Source organism: Ileibacterium valens, from assembly GCF_001945525.1.
GTDB classification, from domain to species: Bacteria; Bacillota_I; Bacilli_A; order Erysipelotrichales; family Erysipelotrichaceae; genus Ileibacterium; species Ileibacterium valens.
In genome coordinates this window covers 24378-41170 of the sequence record NZ_MPJW01000078.1, presented here as the reverse complement: position 1 = coordinate 41170, position 16793 = coordinate 24378, and the positions used below count along the sequence as shown (strand labels likewise).

23 protein-coding genes are annotated in these 16793 nt (G+C 42.8%); 2 read left to right on the top strand and 21 right to left on the bottom strand.

Annotation, left to right across the window (positions count from 1 at the left end; genetic code table 11):
• Nucleotides 1-528: 528 nt before the first annotated feature.
• Both BO222_RS03100 and BO222_RS03095 read left to right on the top strand, forming a co-directional pair.
• On the top strand, nt 529-711 hold the full coding sequence (locus BO222_RS03100) for a type II toxin-antitoxin system HicA family toxin (RefSeq protein WP_075818234.1): 183 nt from the start codon (nt 529-531) through the stop codon (nt 709-711).
• 36 nt (nt 712-747) lie between these two features.
• Entirely contained in the window at nt 748-1143 is a 396-nt protein-coding gene (locus tag BO222_RS03095; protein WP_075818233.1) for a type II toxin-antitoxin system HicB family antitoxin, read from the top strand.
• Nucleotides 1144-1189: 46 nt separating this feature from the next.
• Here the strand turns inward: BO222_RS03095 and BO222_RS03090 are convergent, their stop codons facing one another.
• The 21 genes from BO222_RS03090 to BO222_RS02995 form a co-directional block, all read right to left on the bottom strand.
• Nucleotides 1190-2473, bottom strand: coding sequence for a GH25 family lysozyme (locus tag BO222_RS03090; RefSeq protein WP_158024549.1), 1284 nt, complete (start codon nt 2471-2473; stop codon nt 1190-1192).
• A gap of 33 nt (nt 2474-2506) precedes the next feature.
• Entirely contained in the window at nt 2507-2989 is a 483-nt protein-coding gene (locus BO222_RS03085; RefSeq protein ID WP_075818231.1) for a hypothetical protein, read from the bottom strand.
• Nucleotides 2989-3213, bottom strand: a complete 225-nt coding sequence (locus BO222_RS03080) for a phage holin (protein WP_233131198.1) — start codon at nt 3211-3213, stop codon at nt 2989-2991. The genes BO222_RS03085 and BO222_RS03080 overlap by 1 nt, the downstream gene beginning before the upstream one ends.
• On the bottom strand, nt 3210-3665 hold the full coding sequence (locus tag BO222_RS03075; RefSeq protein WP_075818230.1) for a carbohydrate-binding protein: 456 nt from the start codon (nt 3663-3665) through the stop codon (nt 3210-3212). Before BO222_RS03075 ends, BO222_RS03080 begins: the two co-directional genes overlap by 4 nt.
• An 11-nt stretch (nt 3666-3676) precedes the next feature.
• Complete coding sequence (locus BO222_RS03070) at nt 3677-5086, bottom strand: hypothetical protein (protein WP_075818229.1); 1410 nt, start codon at nt 5084-5086, stop codon at nt 3677-3679.
• Nucleotides 5087-5101: 15 nt separating this feature from the next.
• Nucleotides 5102-5539 (bottom strand): hypothetical protein, encoded by a 438-nt coding sequence (locus tag BO222_RS03065; protein WP_075818228.1) that lies wholly within the window; start codon nt 5537-5539, stop codon nt 5102-5104.
• A gap of 27 nt (nt 5540-5566) precedes the next feature.
• Nucleotides 5567-6124, bottom strand: coding sequence for a hypothetical protein (locus BO222_RS03060; protein WP_075818227.1), 558 nt, complete (start codon nt 6122-6124; stop codon nt 5567-5569).
• Nucleotides 6124-6315 carry a hypothetical protein gene (locus BO222_RS03055; protein WP_075818226.1) on the bottom strand — a complete coding sequence of 64 codons (192 nt, stop codon included), beginning with the start codon at nt 6313-6315 and terminating at the stop codon, nt 6124-6126. The genes BO222_RS03060 and BO222_RS03055 overlap by 1 nt, the downstream gene beginning before the upstream one ends.
• Nucleotides 6315-6461 carry a hypothetical protein gene (locus tag BO222_RS13650; RefSeq protein WP_158024548.1) on the bottom strand — a complete coding sequence of 49 codons (147 nt, stop codon included), beginning with the start codon at nt 6459-6461 and terminating at the stop codon, nt 6315-6317. The genes BO222_RS03055 and BO222_RS13650 overlap by 1 nt, the downstream gene beginning before the upstream one ends.
• Entirely contained in the window at nt 6461-9316 is a 2856-nt protein-coding gene (locus tag BO222_RS03050) for a phage tail spike protein (RefSeq protein WP_075818225.1), read from the bottom strand. The genes BO222_RS13650 and BO222_RS03050 overlap by 1 nt, the downstream gene beginning before the upstream one ends.
• On the bottom strand, nt 9316-10782 hold the full coding sequence (locus tag BO222_RS03045; RefSeq protein ID WP_075818224.1) for a distal tail protein Dit: 1467 nt from the start codon (nt 10780-10782) through the stop codon (nt 9316-9318). Before BO222_RS03045 ends, BO222_RS03050 begins: the two co-directional genes overlap by 1 nt.
• A 2-nt stretch (nt 10783-10784) precedes the next feature.
• Complete coding sequence (locus BO222_RS03040) at nt 10785-12887, bottom strand: phage tail protein (protein WP_143356914.1); 2103 nt, start codon at nt 12885-12887, stop codon at nt 10785-10787.
• A 97-nt stretch (nt 12888-12984) separates the two neighbouring features.
• On the bottom strand, nt 12985-13500 hold the full coding sequence (locus tag BO222_RS03035; RefSeq protein WP_075818222.1) for an HNH endonuclease: 516 nt from the start codon (nt 13498-13500) through the stop codon (nt 12985-12987).
• Nucleotides 13501-13739: 239 nt separating this feature from the next.
• Nucleotides 13740-14273, bottom strand: coding sequence for a hypothetical protein (locus BO222_RS14025; protein WP_075818221.1), 534 nt, complete (start codon nt 14271-14273; stop codon nt 13740-13742).
• On the bottom strand, nt 14266-14643 hold the full coding sequence (locus BO222_RS03025; protein WP_075818220.1) for a DUF5361 domain-containing protein: 378 nt from the start codon (nt 14641-14643) through the stop codon (nt 14266-14268). The genes BO222_RS14025 and BO222_RS03025 overlap by 8 nt, the downstream gene beginning before the upstream one ends.
• A 14-nt stretch (nt 14644-14657) precedes the next feature.
• The gene (locus tag BO222_RS03020) at nt 14658-14918 is read right to left on the bottom strand and encodes a hypothetical protein (RefSeq protein WP_075818219.1); all 261 of its coding nucleotides are present in this window, start codon (nt 14916-14918) and stop codon (nt 14658-14660) included.
• Nucleotides 14915-15484, bottom strand: coding sequence for a phage tail tube protein (locus BO222_RS03015; RefSeq protein WP_075818218.1), 570 nt, complete (start codon nt 15482-15484; stop codon nt 14915-14917). Before BO222_RS03015 ends, BO222_RS03020 begins: the two co-directional genes overlap by 4 nt.
• Before the next feature lie 13 nt (nt 15485-15497).
• Entirely contained in the window at nt 15498-15842 is a 345-nt protein-coding gene (locus BO222_RS03010; protein WP_143356913.1) for a hypothetical protein, read from the bottom strand.
• Nucleotides 15839-16072 carry a hypothetical protein gene (locus tag BO222_RS03005; RefSeq protein WP_075818216.1) on the bottom strand — a complete coding sequence of 78 codons (234 nt, stop codon included), beginning with the start codon at nt 16070-16072 and terminating at the stop codon, nt 15839-15841. The genes BO222_RS03010 and BO222_RS03005 overlap by 4 nt, the downstream gene beginning before the upstream one ends.
• Nucleotides 16062-16403 carry a hypothetical protein gene (locus tag BO222_RS03000; RefSeq protein ID WP_075818215.1) on the bottom strand — a complete coding sequence of 114 codons (342 nt, stop codon included), beginning with the start codon at nt 16401-16403 and terminating at the stop codon, nt 16062-16064. The genes BO222_RS03005 and BO222_RS03000 overlap by 11 nt, the downstream gene beginning before the upstream one ends.
• A complete protein-coding gene (locus tag BO222_RS02995) occupies nt 16381-16788 on the bottom strand; it encodes a Gp19/Gp15/Gp42 family protein (protein WP_075818214.1) in 408 nt (135 codons plus the stop codon). Before BO222_RS02995 ends, BO222_RS03000 begins: the two co-directional genes overlap by 23 nt.
• Nucleotides 16789-16793: the final 5 nt, after the last annotated feature.

Sequence of the window (16793 nt, the reverse complement as noted above, 5' to 3'; positions counted from 1 at the left end):
GGCAAAAGAAGGATAAAGGGCAAGGTCGAGATAATCATCGACAAAGGAACTGACAGTAGTGAAGACAGAATCCATCTCAATATGAGGGAAGAGAGAATGGAGCAGTGGCAAACGGCCCTGAATCGAGTTATAGTGTGTTTGGTAATTTTGTTTATTGATCATGAACATATTTTACCAAAAAAGGCACCTCATCCATTACGGATCAGGTGCCTCTTTTTATTTTTGGACTGTCAGAAATTTAACAGCCCCTTGAATTTACAAAATGGTGAACCACTTCAAACAGAAGCCGAACGATATCCTCATTCGAAAATATCTCGTTATTTTCTGCATTTGACAGTTTTAACCAAAAAAATTACCTGAGGGATAATCCCCCAGGCTTTTTATTTCGGTTAAAGCACCTTTGCCCACCAATTTTTTCTTCTTAAGGAATAACGATACCTTCTATTAATCTTCAACCACCCAAAACACGTATCTGTTTTATACGTATTCTGTTATAATTCTTGTATAAATAAGAAAGGAGGTTAACTGATGAACTTTAGAGAAATTGAAAAGACAATCAAGAAAGATGGTTGGTTTTTGGTATCGGTGAACGGATCGCATTATCATTACATGCATCAAATTAAAAAATGGAAAGTCACCATCCCATATCATAAAGGTGACCTTCCGCTAAAAACCGCCAATTCAATCTTAAAACAGGCCGGGCTCAAATGAGCCCCCTGCTCTTGTTTAAGTTTATCAGTAAACCATATGTATATTAATTATCCTGCGCTATTCTTTAAAGAAAATGGATCTTATTCGGTCGTTTTTCCGGACTTAAATGATCTGGCCACTTTTGGCAATTCCTACGACGATGCCATGGCGATGGCCGTTGATCTTCTTGCCGGTGAATTCCACTGGGCAAAACTTCATTCTGAAGCGGTTCCGGAACCCTCTAAAATCGAAGATATTAAACCTGATGACGGAAGCTTTCCGGTACTTGTTTCATTTGACGTAGATGACTACATCAAAAAGAATTTTGAAAAACCGGTAAAGAAAACTTTAAGCATTCCAAAGTGGTTAGATGACACTTGCAAAGCAAAAAGAATTAAGTTTTCTAAAGTGCTTCAGGAAGCGTTAAAGCATGAAATCGGCTTATCCAACTAAAAAACGGGACTCCAAATCGGAGCCCCTTTTTTATTACTTCATAGATTTATCTCGTTTTTACATCTACCCACCAATTTTCTCGCTTCTCAGTCGGTGTGATTGCCAGGTAGAGTGATCCGCTGATCACATAACGATGACCGTTAGTAACCACTTTATGATCATATGTCAGCTCGTCTCCTTCTTTCAGCTGGCCAACAACTCGACCTTTTGGGCCACCAGCACGTAAATTAATCTCATGCCCTTTCAGAACTCTAACTGTTCCGTTTTCAGCAATAGGTTTATTTGCCGGTTGAGTAGATGATTTATCTGTAAAACCTTTATACCGGAGTGCTCCCAAAGACCCGCTGCAAGAAATATCTGTAAGGACTCCTGGACTGTGAGCATAACCCTGATTAGCTCCTAAAAAAATTCCTCGATTCCCTCCTCGTGGGCTATCTCCTACGAACATGGCCACATGACTGTCTGGACATTCGTGATGTCCTTTTGGCCAAATCAGGATGTCCCCTTTCTTGAGTTTCCCGGTTACGAAATCAAAATACTTAGAATATTTCTGGCGTCCGTACCAGATCTGATGCGCGTATCCATCTCCCCCGAGTGGTTCAGTTGGTGCCGGATAGCCAATATCTTTAAGGAATATCTTAAATAAATCGACACACTGCACCCCGTAAGCGCCATCGATGTCATAGATCTTCCCCTCGTGGGAATCAATCCATTCGTTCGGGTTAATTGCTTTTAATGCCATAGTCTTCTCCTTCATTTCATTTAAATCAACTTTTCCTTTGATACCAGGAATTGTTCCATCGGCCGAATATTGCAAAATATCGTAATCAATTTCAGGGGTTGCTCCGTATCTTGCAAACCAGAAGAGTTCGTCTGGCTGCTTCTCAAAGTTTTTGTAGTACCGATTAGACCAATCTAAGTTCGTATAATATCCAGTTCGGTAGCCTGATTCTTTTACTCGATCCATAAACGCCCTGGTGTGCTTCTGGACCTTTTCGGCAGTCAGATCTAGCCCGTTATCTTTGGCCCAGCGGACTGAATCGTACTCGCAATCAAAAAACAGGATTGCCGATTCAGGCAACTCCAAAGATCTGGCCAGATCTACAATGTAATCTGCCTCTGCAGCTGCCTGGGATTTGCATAAAGCGTAATCAAAGCAATACAGCCCTAAGATCGGGATGCCGGCCTCTTTGAATCCTTGAGCATGAGTCCGAAGCATCTTATCTTCGTTTTCTCCCCAACAAGCCCTGAGGATTACAAAATCGATTTCTTTGGCTGCTGCAGCGTAATTAACTCCTACCTGATAGGATGAGATATCAACACCTTTCATAAATACCTCCATAAAATATAGAAGGAGCCCAAATCAGGCTCCTTTTTCTTTCTTTAGTACTGCTAGAAACGGATTAACTACCACTTGATCATCACGAACCGGAAGGCTGCAGACTTCATCTTTCCATCCTTCTGCTGTCCCATTGCCGCCTTTCGAATGGTAAACGCCATAAGCTTCCAGGAAGTCGGTCCGCTGGTGACTGGTAACGAATCCTTGCAGCATATACTCCGCATGATATCGCTGGAGCATATAGCGCATGATGATCTTTACTCCCTCGCCGTTTGCGTCGGTGCTTTCTTTTAGCTGTTTAGCAACTTCAGCCAGAGAAAGAATAATACTGTCATGCTCTGCCAGTTTTTCTGTATTCGCCTCGATCCTGGCCATACGTTCATCTGCTTTTTTCTGCGCATCTCGCTGTTCTTGTGTAGCAGCATCCATCTTTTTGACAATCACCGAAAAGATCCCAGCGACTAAAGCGCCGCCGATTGCGGTAAATAGAGTTACAAATACATCCATTAATCTGTTCCTTTTGGTTTGTAGTTTGCAGACGAAACTCCTAAAAGCGCCCCAAGGAGAGCATCTACTGCCGTAATCGTTGCTGGAATCTCGCTGACATAAGGCAGATTCCAGATTTGAGCAAGAGCAGTATAAAAGGTCGCAAGAGCCGGCAAAACCAGTAAAGCGATCCACTTCAGTACGTCATAGACATCGTTATTCAGTTCGATTTTCTTTTTCATCATTCGTCTCCTTTTGCTAACTTTTCAAAAAGTGCCGGAACCTGATCAGGAGTCCAGTTATCTTGTGAATCGTGCTCCTGGATTGTTTTATAGAGGTTATCTTCATATCTAACTCGGTCCCCGACTTTGTATTTCGTTTTCGTTTTCCACGCAGGAAATAAAGCCATAACCAGAACTGCGTTCTCATCACTCAGGTTATCCAGAAGTTCCTTGGTCTTCAGATTGTCCAGCATTTCTTCTGCTTTCTTTTTGTCTTCCAGCTCTTTTCTAGCTAGCTTTTTAGAGTCAGAAAGTTCTTTTGAATACATGAGTTTGTCGCCAGAAATATAAAAACCGTCAAGATCTGTCAGCGTCTCAACGGCTTCATTTTCCAATTCGATTTTTGTGAACTCTGTCGCAAATGTCGACAGAGCGGAAACATTTCTTGCTTCGTCTAACCCAACATAAATTTTCATATGTTCCCTTTCTATGCGGTTCTTAACCACCACGGCGTTTTGATGCTCGTTCCCGTGTCATTCAGTGGAGCTAAATAAAATCTCCATTTTGATGCAAAAGTTCCATCCATTTGATACATTGCGACTTTTCCCCCATTACTTGCATTACAATCCGAGTTATTTATACATTGCCCAGAAGTGATGGTTGATTCAATAACATTTGCCATTTCCTGCCACGTCGTTCCGGGGAATAACGTGTTTGGATTTACACCTTCTTTAAAAGGAAGACTGATTCCAATGGGATATAATCGATCAACAAGAGATTTAATAGCTTCAGCGGTATTAAAAATGAGTTTTTTATCAAAATAAGCGTGACTTTCAGCCACAAACGGTCTTGCGGTAATCGTTTTTCCCGCATCGGTAGCTGGGTTGTATTCACGACCACAAACCATAGCATCACCTTGCTGAGAAAATCCCATCCAAGCTCTTGCAGGGGTAATGCTTCCGGTATGAGTTACAGACTCGAATTTATCAGTAAGTATAACTCTGAATTGAGTTTCCGTGTTTGTTGGACAGATATTCCCTGTTACAAAAGATGAGTTTCCTGTAGATCCGGTTAGGGTTTTGATAGAGGTCCATGTTGACCCATTTAAATACTGAAAGACAGCTGTAGCTGTGTTTCCTGAGATGTTTTTAACTTCATAGTTATACGTAACTTTCGCATAAGTGCCGTTAGCATCCAAAGCTCCAGAAGAATTACATCTTTGAAGTGTGAATGTGTTTATTCTTGGCGAATGGTAGGGTAATACATTAATGGTTGTAAAAATTTCTTTTCTTAGTTTACGAGTATCCTGAGTTTCTGTTTTAATCTGAAATGTTCCAGCTTTAGTGATTGGAGTGGTTTTCGTTACAGATTCACCCCACCAGACATCTCCATCAGCCGTAAAAGTATTAGCAACTCCTTCAATCGAAGCGCCCGGAGCGGCTTCCGCTGTTGAAGTGATGAGAGCAGTAGTTTTGTTTTGTACCCATTGCCCATTTAGAGCGTTGATCAGACTGAATGACGCACTGAGTTTAGGGTTAAACAGACCATCATCAGGGATTGTGAACGTAACGTTCGGAAGATCCATTGTGAAAACTTGATGATTACCACCGCTGTCTGACCAGTTACCGCTGTCGTACATAATGGCGTTAATTTTGGATGTGGTAATACTTCTCGATCCACCCATAACACGCATCAATGCGTTTCCTTTTTGGCTCCCCCAGTTTAAAGGTACAGTCGTATTTGCGTTGCCCGGCAAATCTCTAGCTAATTCAAGGTACTTACTGCCAAACCACGCGCGGACAATCCATTTGTTGTTTGTTGGATTATTGCCAGCTCCAAAGGTAATCCCTTCGGTCAATGTATAACTAGTTTTAGTGGTACCTAACCAATAAGCCATTTTACACCTCCTTTCTTATCGAATCACTCCGATTCCCTGAGAGTTAATCGTTACCGTCATACCGCCGAATTTGAACTTCTCTTTGACTTCGAGTTCGTTTATATGAATCATGTTTGCGGTGATCCACATCGGCTCAGAGTTATCAGAAGTAACGAAAGCGATTCTGTCATTTTTCATTACCAGCTTGATTGGAGCATTCACTTCACCGATTTCAAGACCCCTATTGGTAAAACGCATATACTTCGTTTTTTCTTCAATCGCTCCGTTGAGATTTGTTACTGTCTCTTTGATAACCTGATTGAAAGAATCGACCGTCTGAAAATTGTACGATGTCAACGTTTCGCCGGATACATATTCAGCCTTAACAGTATTCAAAATAGACTTTTCGAGTTGCTCGATTTTTACAGTGTAGTCAGGACCAATCTGGACTTCTCGTAAAGCTAAAACCGCCATATCAAATCACCACCGTTATCATGTCTGTCATGTAATCACCACCGTTGGGTCGATCTCAGGAGCTGGTGTGTAGGGGTAGTCTTCATCACCGTAGGTTACCATAATGTTTCGGATGTAGAGATCTGCGTCTACATCTCTTAAATAGGCGGGAACAATCGGAAGGGTAACCGCCTTGCCTTTGTCAACGTCAAAAGCAAAGGTGTATTTATGGTGCCGCCAAATTTCGCCATTGATGAGCATTATATTTCCTGATTTAGGAATATGACCAAACCAATATTTGGATTCGAGAGGGTTTGTTGTATAACCACTCGGATACGTCTCTGACATTGGATTGGTTGTGCCTCTTTGACGCTCTATGTAAATGTAGTCAAAAGACACGGTAAAATGTGTTTCTCTTCCCACACTTCCGACAAGTGGAAATAACTCTTGCCTTAGATAGTATTTTGTCTGTTTAAGCCCGCATGTTACCTTCTCGCACTCATACCCTTGATAAGTCACAACATTCTGAGGCTTTTGAGTCCACAGATTTCGCCTCTTTGTATATAAGCTCCCGTCAGGAAGAGTCCCAAACATGTCTCTATTCATCACACTGCCTCCGTTGGGTTATCTACATCTTCGGGAGCGGATGACCATGGGATTTCTTCGTCACCATACATGAGCGACCAATTTTTGTATTCTAGTGTTGCTCCAACTTCAGATGCTTGAACATTTGGAAAATCAAAGCACGGTAGAATCCAAGGACGTTTTTCTACGCCTTTTAATTTCGCCCAATCCATCAATTCACCCCTTCCATGTCTTCTGGCACTGGAAAATAAGCATACTCATCGTGTCCAAATGTGACCATTACTTTTTCAATCGATGTTTTTAGTAAATTCCTTCCTTTTATACCATAGGAGCCGTCTACTAGTTTAATTAATTCCATTAGACCACCCCCCCAGATTCCAACACACATTTGATTGTTTCTCGTCCCGATACGGTACGGGTTAAAGTTTTCCCGTTACCGAGTTTTGTGTTGTCGGCATACCAAGTTAGAGTGCCAAGGGCGGTGACTTGGGGGTCGGTCAGCTCTCTTCCAGACTGATAAACCTTGGCGTTTGCTGTCAAAGTTTCGATATAGTTTCCGGTTGAATCAGGAGCGGTTCTTGTATAAGACTGAGTAACCTCAATGTTCCATGCGTCAATTCCATCTTTTCCGGGTTCTCCCTGAGGCCCCTGAGGTCCCTGAGGTCCTTGAGCGCCTTGAGGTCCTTTGTCCCCTTTATCGCCCTTGTCTCCTTTATTACCTTGAGGACCCTGAATACCCTGAGGACCTTTTGGACCGGTTGCACCCTGTGGACCCTGAGCGCCTTGAGGACCTGTTTCGCCTTTGATTTTTGTCCATTTATATGCTGAAGGGTTATTTGAATCCGTCGGTAAAAAGTCTGTATATTGACCGATGTATAACTTTCCAGCTGAGTTGCTTACATCAAAGCCAGAAGTTCCATCCGCTGAGTTTGCATAAGCGATATGAAGATAACTCGTCTGACCATTTGATCCATTCTTACCGGGAATGCCTTGATTACCTTGAACGCCTTGCGCTCCCTGTGCTCTAAACCACTGATAAGCTAATGGATCAGTTGGATCAGTGGAGTTAAAATCAACACACGTTCCCATATACGTATTAGGCGTTTCACTCATCTGAGATGCGCTGGTTGGATTGGCTACAGATGAATATTTAATATGGAAATACGTTGTCTTTCCATCTTTACCCGCTACACCTTGAATACCCTGATCGCCTTTATCGCCTTTATCACCTTTGATTAGACTCCAAGAGTACTTAGTAGGATCGGTCGAGTCATTTTGTGTGAAATCTGTATATTGTCCAATGTATGTTTTGCCGGCTGATTGAGAGACAGAAAAACCTTGCGTACCGTCTGCCGAGATTGCGTAAGCAATATGAAGATAACTCGTCTTCCCGTTTATCCCATTTGTACCCGGAATGCCCTGGGCACCCTGAATACCTTGAGCACCTGCAAGTCTCATCCAAGTATATTTAGATGGATCGGTTGAATCGGCCTGATTGAAATCAACATATGTTCCTATGTATGTATTAGGAGTCTGAGAAATTTGATTGGAGTTTGTCGGGTTAGCAACGGCTGAATACATGATGTGAAAGTATGATGTCTTTCCGGATGGTCCATCCTTACCAGGTATTCCTTGCTCACCTTTTTCACCCTGTAATCCTTGCAGTCCCCGAGGTCCGGGATCACCTTGAGGACCTTGAATGCCCTGTTCTCCCTTTTCACCCTGAAGGCCTTGCAGACCTCGTGGTCCTGTTTCTCCCGGATCTCCCTTATCGCCTTTGTCTCCTTTTTCCCCCTTGTTGCCGTCAAAAACGGTTGTGACCGTGACTTCTGAGTAAACTTTGTGTCCTCGAAAAGCAAAAACGGCTCCATTTACAACATCATCCCATTTGACAGTGATGGTTTTATCTTTTGACAAGTCATACCCGTTTCGAGTCCATTGGATTGGAGTATCGATTTCTTTTGCTCCATCCATAACCCTTGCTGTTAAGGTTGTGGACTGTCCTTCTTTGAGGATGACACCGTTGGTGGAGATGATTTCGCCGGTATAGCGTTTGGCTTGCTGGATCAGTTGAGCAATCTGTGACAGGCTTTGCTCTGAAATTTTCGAACTCAATTCCGTAAAGTTATCCAACTTTGTTTTGTTGCGGCTTGAGTCTGTTGTTGAGATCTCCTGTTCTACAATTCGGCACTCCAAGAACAATGTTTGATGAAATCGTTCGTCCTGGATGGTGATGGTGTCCCCAATCTGTCCAGCGATATAACCGGATACGTCATATTCGACTTTCGGTTTGGAGTGCTTTTTCAACTCGGATAGCATATGTCCGTATAGATCTTCCTGACTCTCATACTCATAATCCGCATAATACCCAATCCAGCGATCCTCAGATGCTAAGGTAGATGGAAATTGGTCTTTGGCCTGAACAGCATATAACGCTTCGCTGCCAGCCGGTTTGTGATAGAGAAGTTTACCGTTTTTATCCATAACTTTTTGTTCTGGATAACTGGCCAGATTTAATTTCTGACCGTCCTTTTCTTTCCCGCTTCCTACCAGCATGGTGTAAAGCTCTGTGATATCACTCTTACGCTTAATGCTTGTGATACCCTCTCCATATCGGATGACCTGTGGCAGTTTGCGCCCCATGCCCTGATCGGTCTCTGAATGTTTTCTATAAATGTTGATTACGAAATGCTTCAGGGTGTAATCAGAGTTTAATTTTGTTTCGAACTCGATTTCTGCATCAAAATCAGCAGCATAAGAAAAAAGACGCTTTAGCAGCGTCTCGTTATTCCCTTCATGTTTGATTGATCTTGATCGATCAGAGATCTCGTTTTTGCCGATTTTTAGATTGGCTCCAACCCCTAAGGATTCAATCAACTGAGCGATTTTATAAGTGCCTGAAATCGGCAAGGCTATTTCGTTAAGTAATTCCAGGTTCAGGCTTTGAGCACTGATGTTCTTTTCCCATTCGCTTTCTTCTACGGACATAATGGTCAGAAAGTAATCTTTATCTCCATATCGAAAAGCGATCTTATTTCCGACTTGAAGCAGTTCGGTATCTTCATGGTTCGTTGAACAAGTGAAGTCGAAAGTGCATGCAGCACCTTCGGAATATGTGTGGAGAGTGTCATCCCAATAATGTAGAGCGCTTTGAATGCTGTTATCAATAAAGCCGATTCGTGTTGAGTTTGCGTTAAGAATAGCTATCCGCATTATAACCACCTCTCTCTGATCCAGGCTTTTACTTTCGGTGCAGTCGACCAATCTGAACCACTGATCAAAACCTTTGTCTCTCCTGATCTGGCTTTAAAATATGTGGACCCAAGCACTTCTTCTTCAGGTTTATACATGCCGTTTACATAAGGCTTGCCCTCTTTGATTCTTATTACCGAACCAGCTGGAAAGCGGTTTTTGATGTCTTGATAACCCTCAACATCCAGTTTAGTCATTCGAAAATCCCGGATGTAATTTCTTACCATATAGTCGGATGAGGCAAACTGTTTCATACAGACCTGGACTTTCGTACATTCCATGTTTTCGATTTCGGGGATGATCAAAGTGTAATACTGGCCCCAGTAATAATAAGTAACTTTTGAGCCTTCTTTTCGAATCATGTTGTGCCCGTTTGAGCCAGATCCAAAGGCATTCGCCATGTGTCCGTGATCGTAACCTCTGGCGTCGAATTTGAACTGCTGGCGCTGAATTCCATTAGCCCACCACTCAATTGTAGAGGAAAACGAACCGCTGACATCAGAGTAGATATTAATTGACAAGATCACTTTGTTATCAGCGGTTAAGAAATTCACTGTCTGCTCTCCAATGTTATTTGGATTCGCTTTATGGAACCAGTGATATAGATATACATCAAAATTCTTAGCTCCAATATGGCCGCTGCTATCGGCTTTGAGTGAGACAACTTTACCACCGCCGTGCCAACCGGATCCTGTGCCATATCCTCCTAAAAACAACCAATCCACAGGAGAGGTTTTACCGTCTTCTCGAGGCAGATCTGTACCGACTTCGATTTTTCCTAAGTGGCCATTAATCACATAGGTTGGATGCAGATAGTCAATGCCGACCTGGTTTTCAGCGGTATAGAAATCTTCCTGTGACAAAACAACCTCAGCCTGCTTATATGTCTCTCCATTTTTCTCTTCACGGCAACCCAGCTCAATTGCTCCATCTTCTGATACCAGACTTATAAATCCGTTTTCTTGAGTATTGGTGGCTTCGAATTCGATCCCACAAGGAAATCCAGAGTTCTGAATTTTAAGGACTTCATTTGATGATTCGAAAAGTTTTAAAGTCGAGGAATATTTGAATGGATCTGTACACTTAAAGGTTATAGTTTTATGGTTGCTTCCGGTTGGTGTTCCGATGAAGTACTTATCTATTTCGTCCGAAAACACAACTTTTCCTTCTTCGAAATTTAAAAGGGACGCAAGTTCATTGTACTTACGTCCTCGTTCAACATTATTTTTGGCAAGTATAAAAAATTCAATCTCGAGATTTCTAACAGGAAATTCTGACCCTAAGTAACGTGACCCATCAATTCCCTTAATCGCTTCATCCCGGATCTTACGAGGATGAAGCTCCCGTCCTGATATCGAAGTAACAGTAAATCCTGGAATAACTTCTGAAATCCATTGTCCATTGACCGAGACATCAATTTTATTCATCTCTAACCACCTGCCAATCTAGTCCGCAATACAGCCTTTTTGTTGATTGCCTTTTCGACTTCATCTGCCACAATTTGACCAACTGTTTTTTTATCCATGACAATTGTTGTGGATTTACCGGCAATAGCCGCCAGCAGATCAATCACAACATCAAGTTGTGGATTTGCCGCCGCTGCGGAATATCCTTCTTTAATGGATCGATCCATAGATCGGTAAAACTCCGTCAGTGGCAGAATAGCTTCAGGTCCTGCTTCTCCAACTAAATGTGTTGCTCCATAAACAGAAGGTAAAAGAGTAGCTCTGGTGAAAACGCCGCCTGCAGCATGAGCCGCTGAGCTCGATCCATACCCACCAGATGACTGGTTTACTTTGACGTTTACTTCCGAATGCCCGGTTATCCAGTCCCAAATCCCCTGGACGGTTTCTTTAGCTCGCTGAAACGGACCAACTATTGCGTTATACACACCGTCAAAAATACTTCGAGCAGTCGACACTATACCATTCCAGATGCTTGATAAAGTGCTTGTTACTCCATTCCAAATGTTCGTAATCATGTCGATAGCACTTTGCATAGCCTGTGTTACAGCTGTTTTTATATTGTTGAAAATCGAAGTTGCTGTAGCTACAAGTCCATTCCATATTCCGGATAGGAAAGAAACAATCCCATTCCAGATGCTCGATACAGTAGCCTGAACACTAGCCCAGGTTGCAGACCACGTGGTACCAAATAATCCACAAAACCAATCAAGTAAACCAATGATCATATTCCATGCCGCTGAGAAAATTCCACAAATAGCATTCCAAACACCTGCTGCAATTTCCTGAACTCCCGTCCAGAGTTGTGACCAATTGCCTGTAAATAATCCAATGAATATATCAAGCAAGCCGGTAATTATATCCAACGCTCCCTGCAATACCGCGGAAATCACTGCCCACGCCCCCTCAAACACAGGCGCTAGCATCTCGCAGAATCCATTCCAAATAGCGCTGATCATCTCTCCGACGCTTTCGAAATCGAATCCCAACGCATTTACTCGATCAACGATTCCCTGACAAAAATCATTGACTGCCGAAACTAAATCATTCCAGATCGCAATCATATTGTTTTTGAATTCGTCGTTGGTGTTCCACAGATGCATGAAGGCACCAATCAAAGCCGCAATAGCTGCAGTGATTAAAGCTACTGGAGAAGCAATCGCTGATATCAAAGCGGATCCAAACCCTTTTAACAAAGCCATAAATCCCGAAAGACCGCCACCAGCATTAACGAAACTGGCGGCAAGGCTTGCCATTGGTCCGGTTCCTTGCGAAACCATCAAAGCAAGATTGCTGAACACTCCACCACCGGATTTCATCAGCCCGAAGAAAGTTGAAGCCTGTGACCAGGCTCCTTTAAAAGCTCCGCCTATCACTCCTCCGAATTGAGATACAAACGGTTGGAGAATCGAACCCACTTTAAGTAAAGCAATCCCCTGAAGTGCTTTCTCAATCACTCCGGGAAGCTTTGCCATGGTTTCCTCGCTCATTGGGATCACTTCTCCCAAACCTTTTACAAATGCTTCGACACAGTCACGAGCGATTTGGAAAAACTCATCTTTATGAGTGATGATGTAATTTACAATTGCCGCAACGAACTCAGCAGCGGCTTTGATCAGTCCCGGAATCCCCTGGATAAATCCGGTAATAAATCCTGAAGTTGCCAGAGATCCGGCATTATTTAATCGATCGGTAAGCATCCCTAGCCCTTGAGAAAGTACTGATGGGATCTGCTCAACAATTCGGCCAACCATAGGTAAAAAATTCCCAAAGAAAAATATATCCACAGAAGTAGCAAGGTTCTCAAGGGCCTGAGGCACAAAGCTGTACATTTCTTCAGCCCCCAGATATCCCATTAAATCCATGGCGGCTGCCTTCATCATTCCAAATGATCCTGAAAAAGTTGTTTTGGCTTCCTCTGCAGTTGTTCCGGCAATTCCAAGGTTGTCTTGAACTACACTGATGGCATTCGCAATGTTAGCAAAACTCAGGTCTCCATCTTTAACAGAAACATTCAATTTACTTTGGACATCTGTCATTTGTGAAGCATCATGGACCAGACGCTTCATTTCTTCCTGAGTACCGCCATAGCCGAGCTTCAAGTTGTCTAACCATTTATACCCCCATTTTCATGGTATTTAAAAACAGCCTCTCGGCTATCAGGGATTAGACTATATCTTCATCTTTTACTTTCTCGAATCTCCAGCCTTTTTTGTCATGAGCATTTGGATTACTTCTGACCTTTGGAGAATGTTTTTGATATGTTTTACCGTAAACAATTTCCGAGTCAGAGCATCCAAAATATTCGGCTGCCTGCTGTCTTGATTCGAAGAGAATTTCTTGCCCATCTGTATGGACGGCTTTAACCGGTCGTCTTTTATTTTTGATTCTCGAATGATAGCCATAAGCAAGGCAATTTTCAGAAGGTGTGACCCAGCGCAGATTTGAAACATCATTATTCGATCTGTTTCCGTCTATGTGGTCCACCCACGCCTTTGATTCATGCGGCTTTTCAATAAATGCCTCTGCAACAAGCCGATGAACGTGTTTGCTTATAGTGATACGACAGTACCCACCGTTTTTGCTTAGAACCATGATTTGTCCTGTCGAGTCCTTTCTAACCCTGCCTTTGTTGCTGACGGAATATCCGGGCAAATCTTTAATTGGTCTGAATTCTTCCACTAGAAATCCTCCTGTTAGTAAAAGTGTCTTGCGCTTCCAGCTTCGTATCAATAGAAGCCGTACTGAGTAACTAACTCATAGTCGTTACACTTTCTATATACCTATCATAGCACAATTTCAGCTATCTAACAGGAATAATTGGTATATAGCTTAGCACGGGATTGTCATGCCTTTCGGTTTAGATTTCCCCCGTTAGCAGGCACAAAGCCCACACCCTTGATAAGGTTCACAAGAAATCACTATGCCATCACTGGCATAGCGGACATTAAGTTTATCGTATAGTTTTGTTTGGCGAAACCTTGGTAGGCATTTTGGATATCTGCCATATTCGAGCCCATCTTATTGGCGTTATCCGACATATCGATCATTGCTCTGTTTGCGGTTTCTGCTGCTTTAGCGGTGTCGTTGCCGCACGATGAAATCAAAGAAGCGGAAAACGAAGTAACGTTTTCCATATACTCATTAGCCGATACCCCAGCATCTTTAAATGCATTTCTCGCATAAGCTTTAACAGTATCCGCCGAGCCTTTAAAGAGGGTATCAATCCCGCCGAGTGACTGTTCCAGTTTGGCGCTTTCTGACAGCGCCGTTTTAAAAGCCGCACCGATAGCCGCCCCTATTCCAGCTGCGGCTAAAGCGCCTTTGATCTTGCTCATCAGCGAGTCCGCAATTGCGGTTCCTTCGCCATCAAACTGTTGGGCCAACGCTCCCTTGATTCCTTTGGCTGACGGCACGATTTGGACATAAGCCTGACCAATTGTATTTTCAGCCATTCTCATCACCTCCAATCAAAGAATTTCGGAATGCTTCGAAATCTTCTCCGTTATCAAAAGAGACGGTAAGATCTTCTGAGCCTTTATGTTGTAAATGTGAAGGAATCATTTTTTCGACTATGCTTTCCGGTCTCTGGTTATCCGCTCCTCCTAACATCCACAGGAGCAGATTGATTCCATCTACCGCCTGAGCTAGCAGCAACGAGCTAAATGAGCATTCAGCTCCTGATAACTTCATGTGAATTCTGGAATCTTTCCCCAGCCCATACGCAAAAACAGCGATAGTCCGAAGAGGGAAAGCTTTCATATCATAAATTCGATATGTTTCGGCTAAGTCACACTTCAAGCTATCGCTGTCTTCTTTGATCATATAAGCCAGGGCTGCTATTTTTTTAATTCGGATTCTGCCATGATTCCTTCCAACTCTTTAAGCATTTCACCCGTTTTAACTTTGCCATCACGCGCTTTCAAGTACTTTTTAAGTTCTTCGTACTGCTCCAACCCTACGAGGCGTTTGAAAATTCCGATGGATTTTAGTGGATCATTATTCTCGATCATAGCCTGCATTTCTTCGACTAATTCCCAGTCGTCTAATGCATCTTCGTCGATTTTCAGAATTGGTTTAACCAGTTTTTCTTTTGTCATTTCGGCTCAGCTCCCTTTCTTTTTAAATATTCATAATGGGTATTTCCGTCATTGTCAGGAGCGGCAGAAATGGTTACCTGGTATCCAACTGCATCATCATCCTTGTAAGAAATGTCTCCAACAGCGGTTACAGTCCCATTCGGGACAACAATTCTTTTCAGCACATCTCCCTTAAGAACCTGATCAATAACATATACATGGGCTTTTGTATCTAAAGAGTTAGCTTTTACCGTTAGGCCTGCATCAACATCAGCTCCAGTTACATTAGAGTCCCCATAAACCATTTTTAATACCTCAGGATTCAGTGACTCAATAAACGTCGCCTGAAAAGTGTCTGTTTTGGACGAATCAGTAGTTAATACTGCATCTCCACCCCATGCAGTAATATCGGTCGATTCAGAACTATTTGAGTTAGTTAATCCATCCTTGGAAATATACCCAAGATTTTTAAAGTCTTCAGTCAGTGCAGTAACAGCATCTGTTGGCAGCGCTGTTCCTGCGGGTGCAATTGAAAAAGCACCAGCAATTTTTGGCTTACCCTGAGTTACGTTTGCTGTGTTTGCCATTTTGATCTCCCTTCTAAATAAAAAGCACCAGGTCATAGATGCCCTGATACCTGAATTTCTTTGTTTCTTCATCTGTCCAGTTGTAATCCGAGTCCAGATCCACGCTTGAAACCAAGTCCGACTGAATCAGATCTGTCATGGCTTCTCTGACCAGACCGTTGAGCTCACAAGCTTCAAACATACTTTCGGCATAGGATTGGATCGCAAAGGACGCTTTTTCGATGTGGCCAGTTATTGAACCGCCAACGCGTTCGATAATAATAAAGCGCTCCGGATCTTTGGAGAATCGCTCAAAAGAGACCGGAACGCTCATCGACTTGACGAGATGGTCATAAACAATTTTTTCGGCTGTCATCATTTCACCATTTTTACCATTTCGTTGTTTTTAAGGTTTTTCTTGTAAGTCTTATGATCCTTAGGCCGGATCTTAACTGCGGCTCGAGTAGACTGAACTTCAATGGATTTTTTGTAATTTCCGGCTGCCTTACTGATCCTAGAGTCTGCAACTCTTGATAATTCGTTTTGGATCTCCAGACTTTTCAGTAAAGCTTGAATACCTGCTGAGTTTAAAACAATTTTAGTTGTCATACGCTTCTACCTGAATCTTCCCGTTCCATTCCAGCGGGATCAGTTCATCAATCCCTTTGGTGAGAAACCCGAACGTCTTCCACTTTCTGCCAAAGAACTCTACCGTCGTATCTTCCCACTGATGGTTATCAGTTTTTGGGATCCCCAAAGTATAAACAGCATGCTTACCATACAAAGAAGTGCTGTTTGTGATATCTTCCGAACTTGCTGGATAGACTAAAACATTACTGACGATCTCTGGCTTTTCTTCCCAGATCGGAGTGCCGAAACCGTCTATTCCAACTTGAATCCGGGTATAAAGGACTACATCAATCCCCTTGATCAAGGCCATAAACGTCCATCACTCCTACTCTTTGTCGCCTGAGTCCGAGTCTTGCCAACTCCGACTTCTTTACGTAAATCCCACCACCTGGAACCAGATAAGTACCAGAAACAGAATAACCAAGAGCCGATTGAGTAAACTGCGAAACCGGCTCCTGGTTTGTTGCTGTCATTAAAGTGCGCCCGACAATATCGGCAATGACTGACTGAAGAACCCTAAGAGACAAATCACCCTGATCAATCATCGTCTGTAAATCCTTGCCCACTCGTTTTGCTTCCTGCTGCAAGATTTCATATACGGTATCGATCAGCCTGTCTGCCTTGAGCTCTTCAGCCTGAGTCAAAGGCCGAAAAAGAATTTTAAGATCCTCGAGAGTAAGAATTTTTCCTTCCATACTCT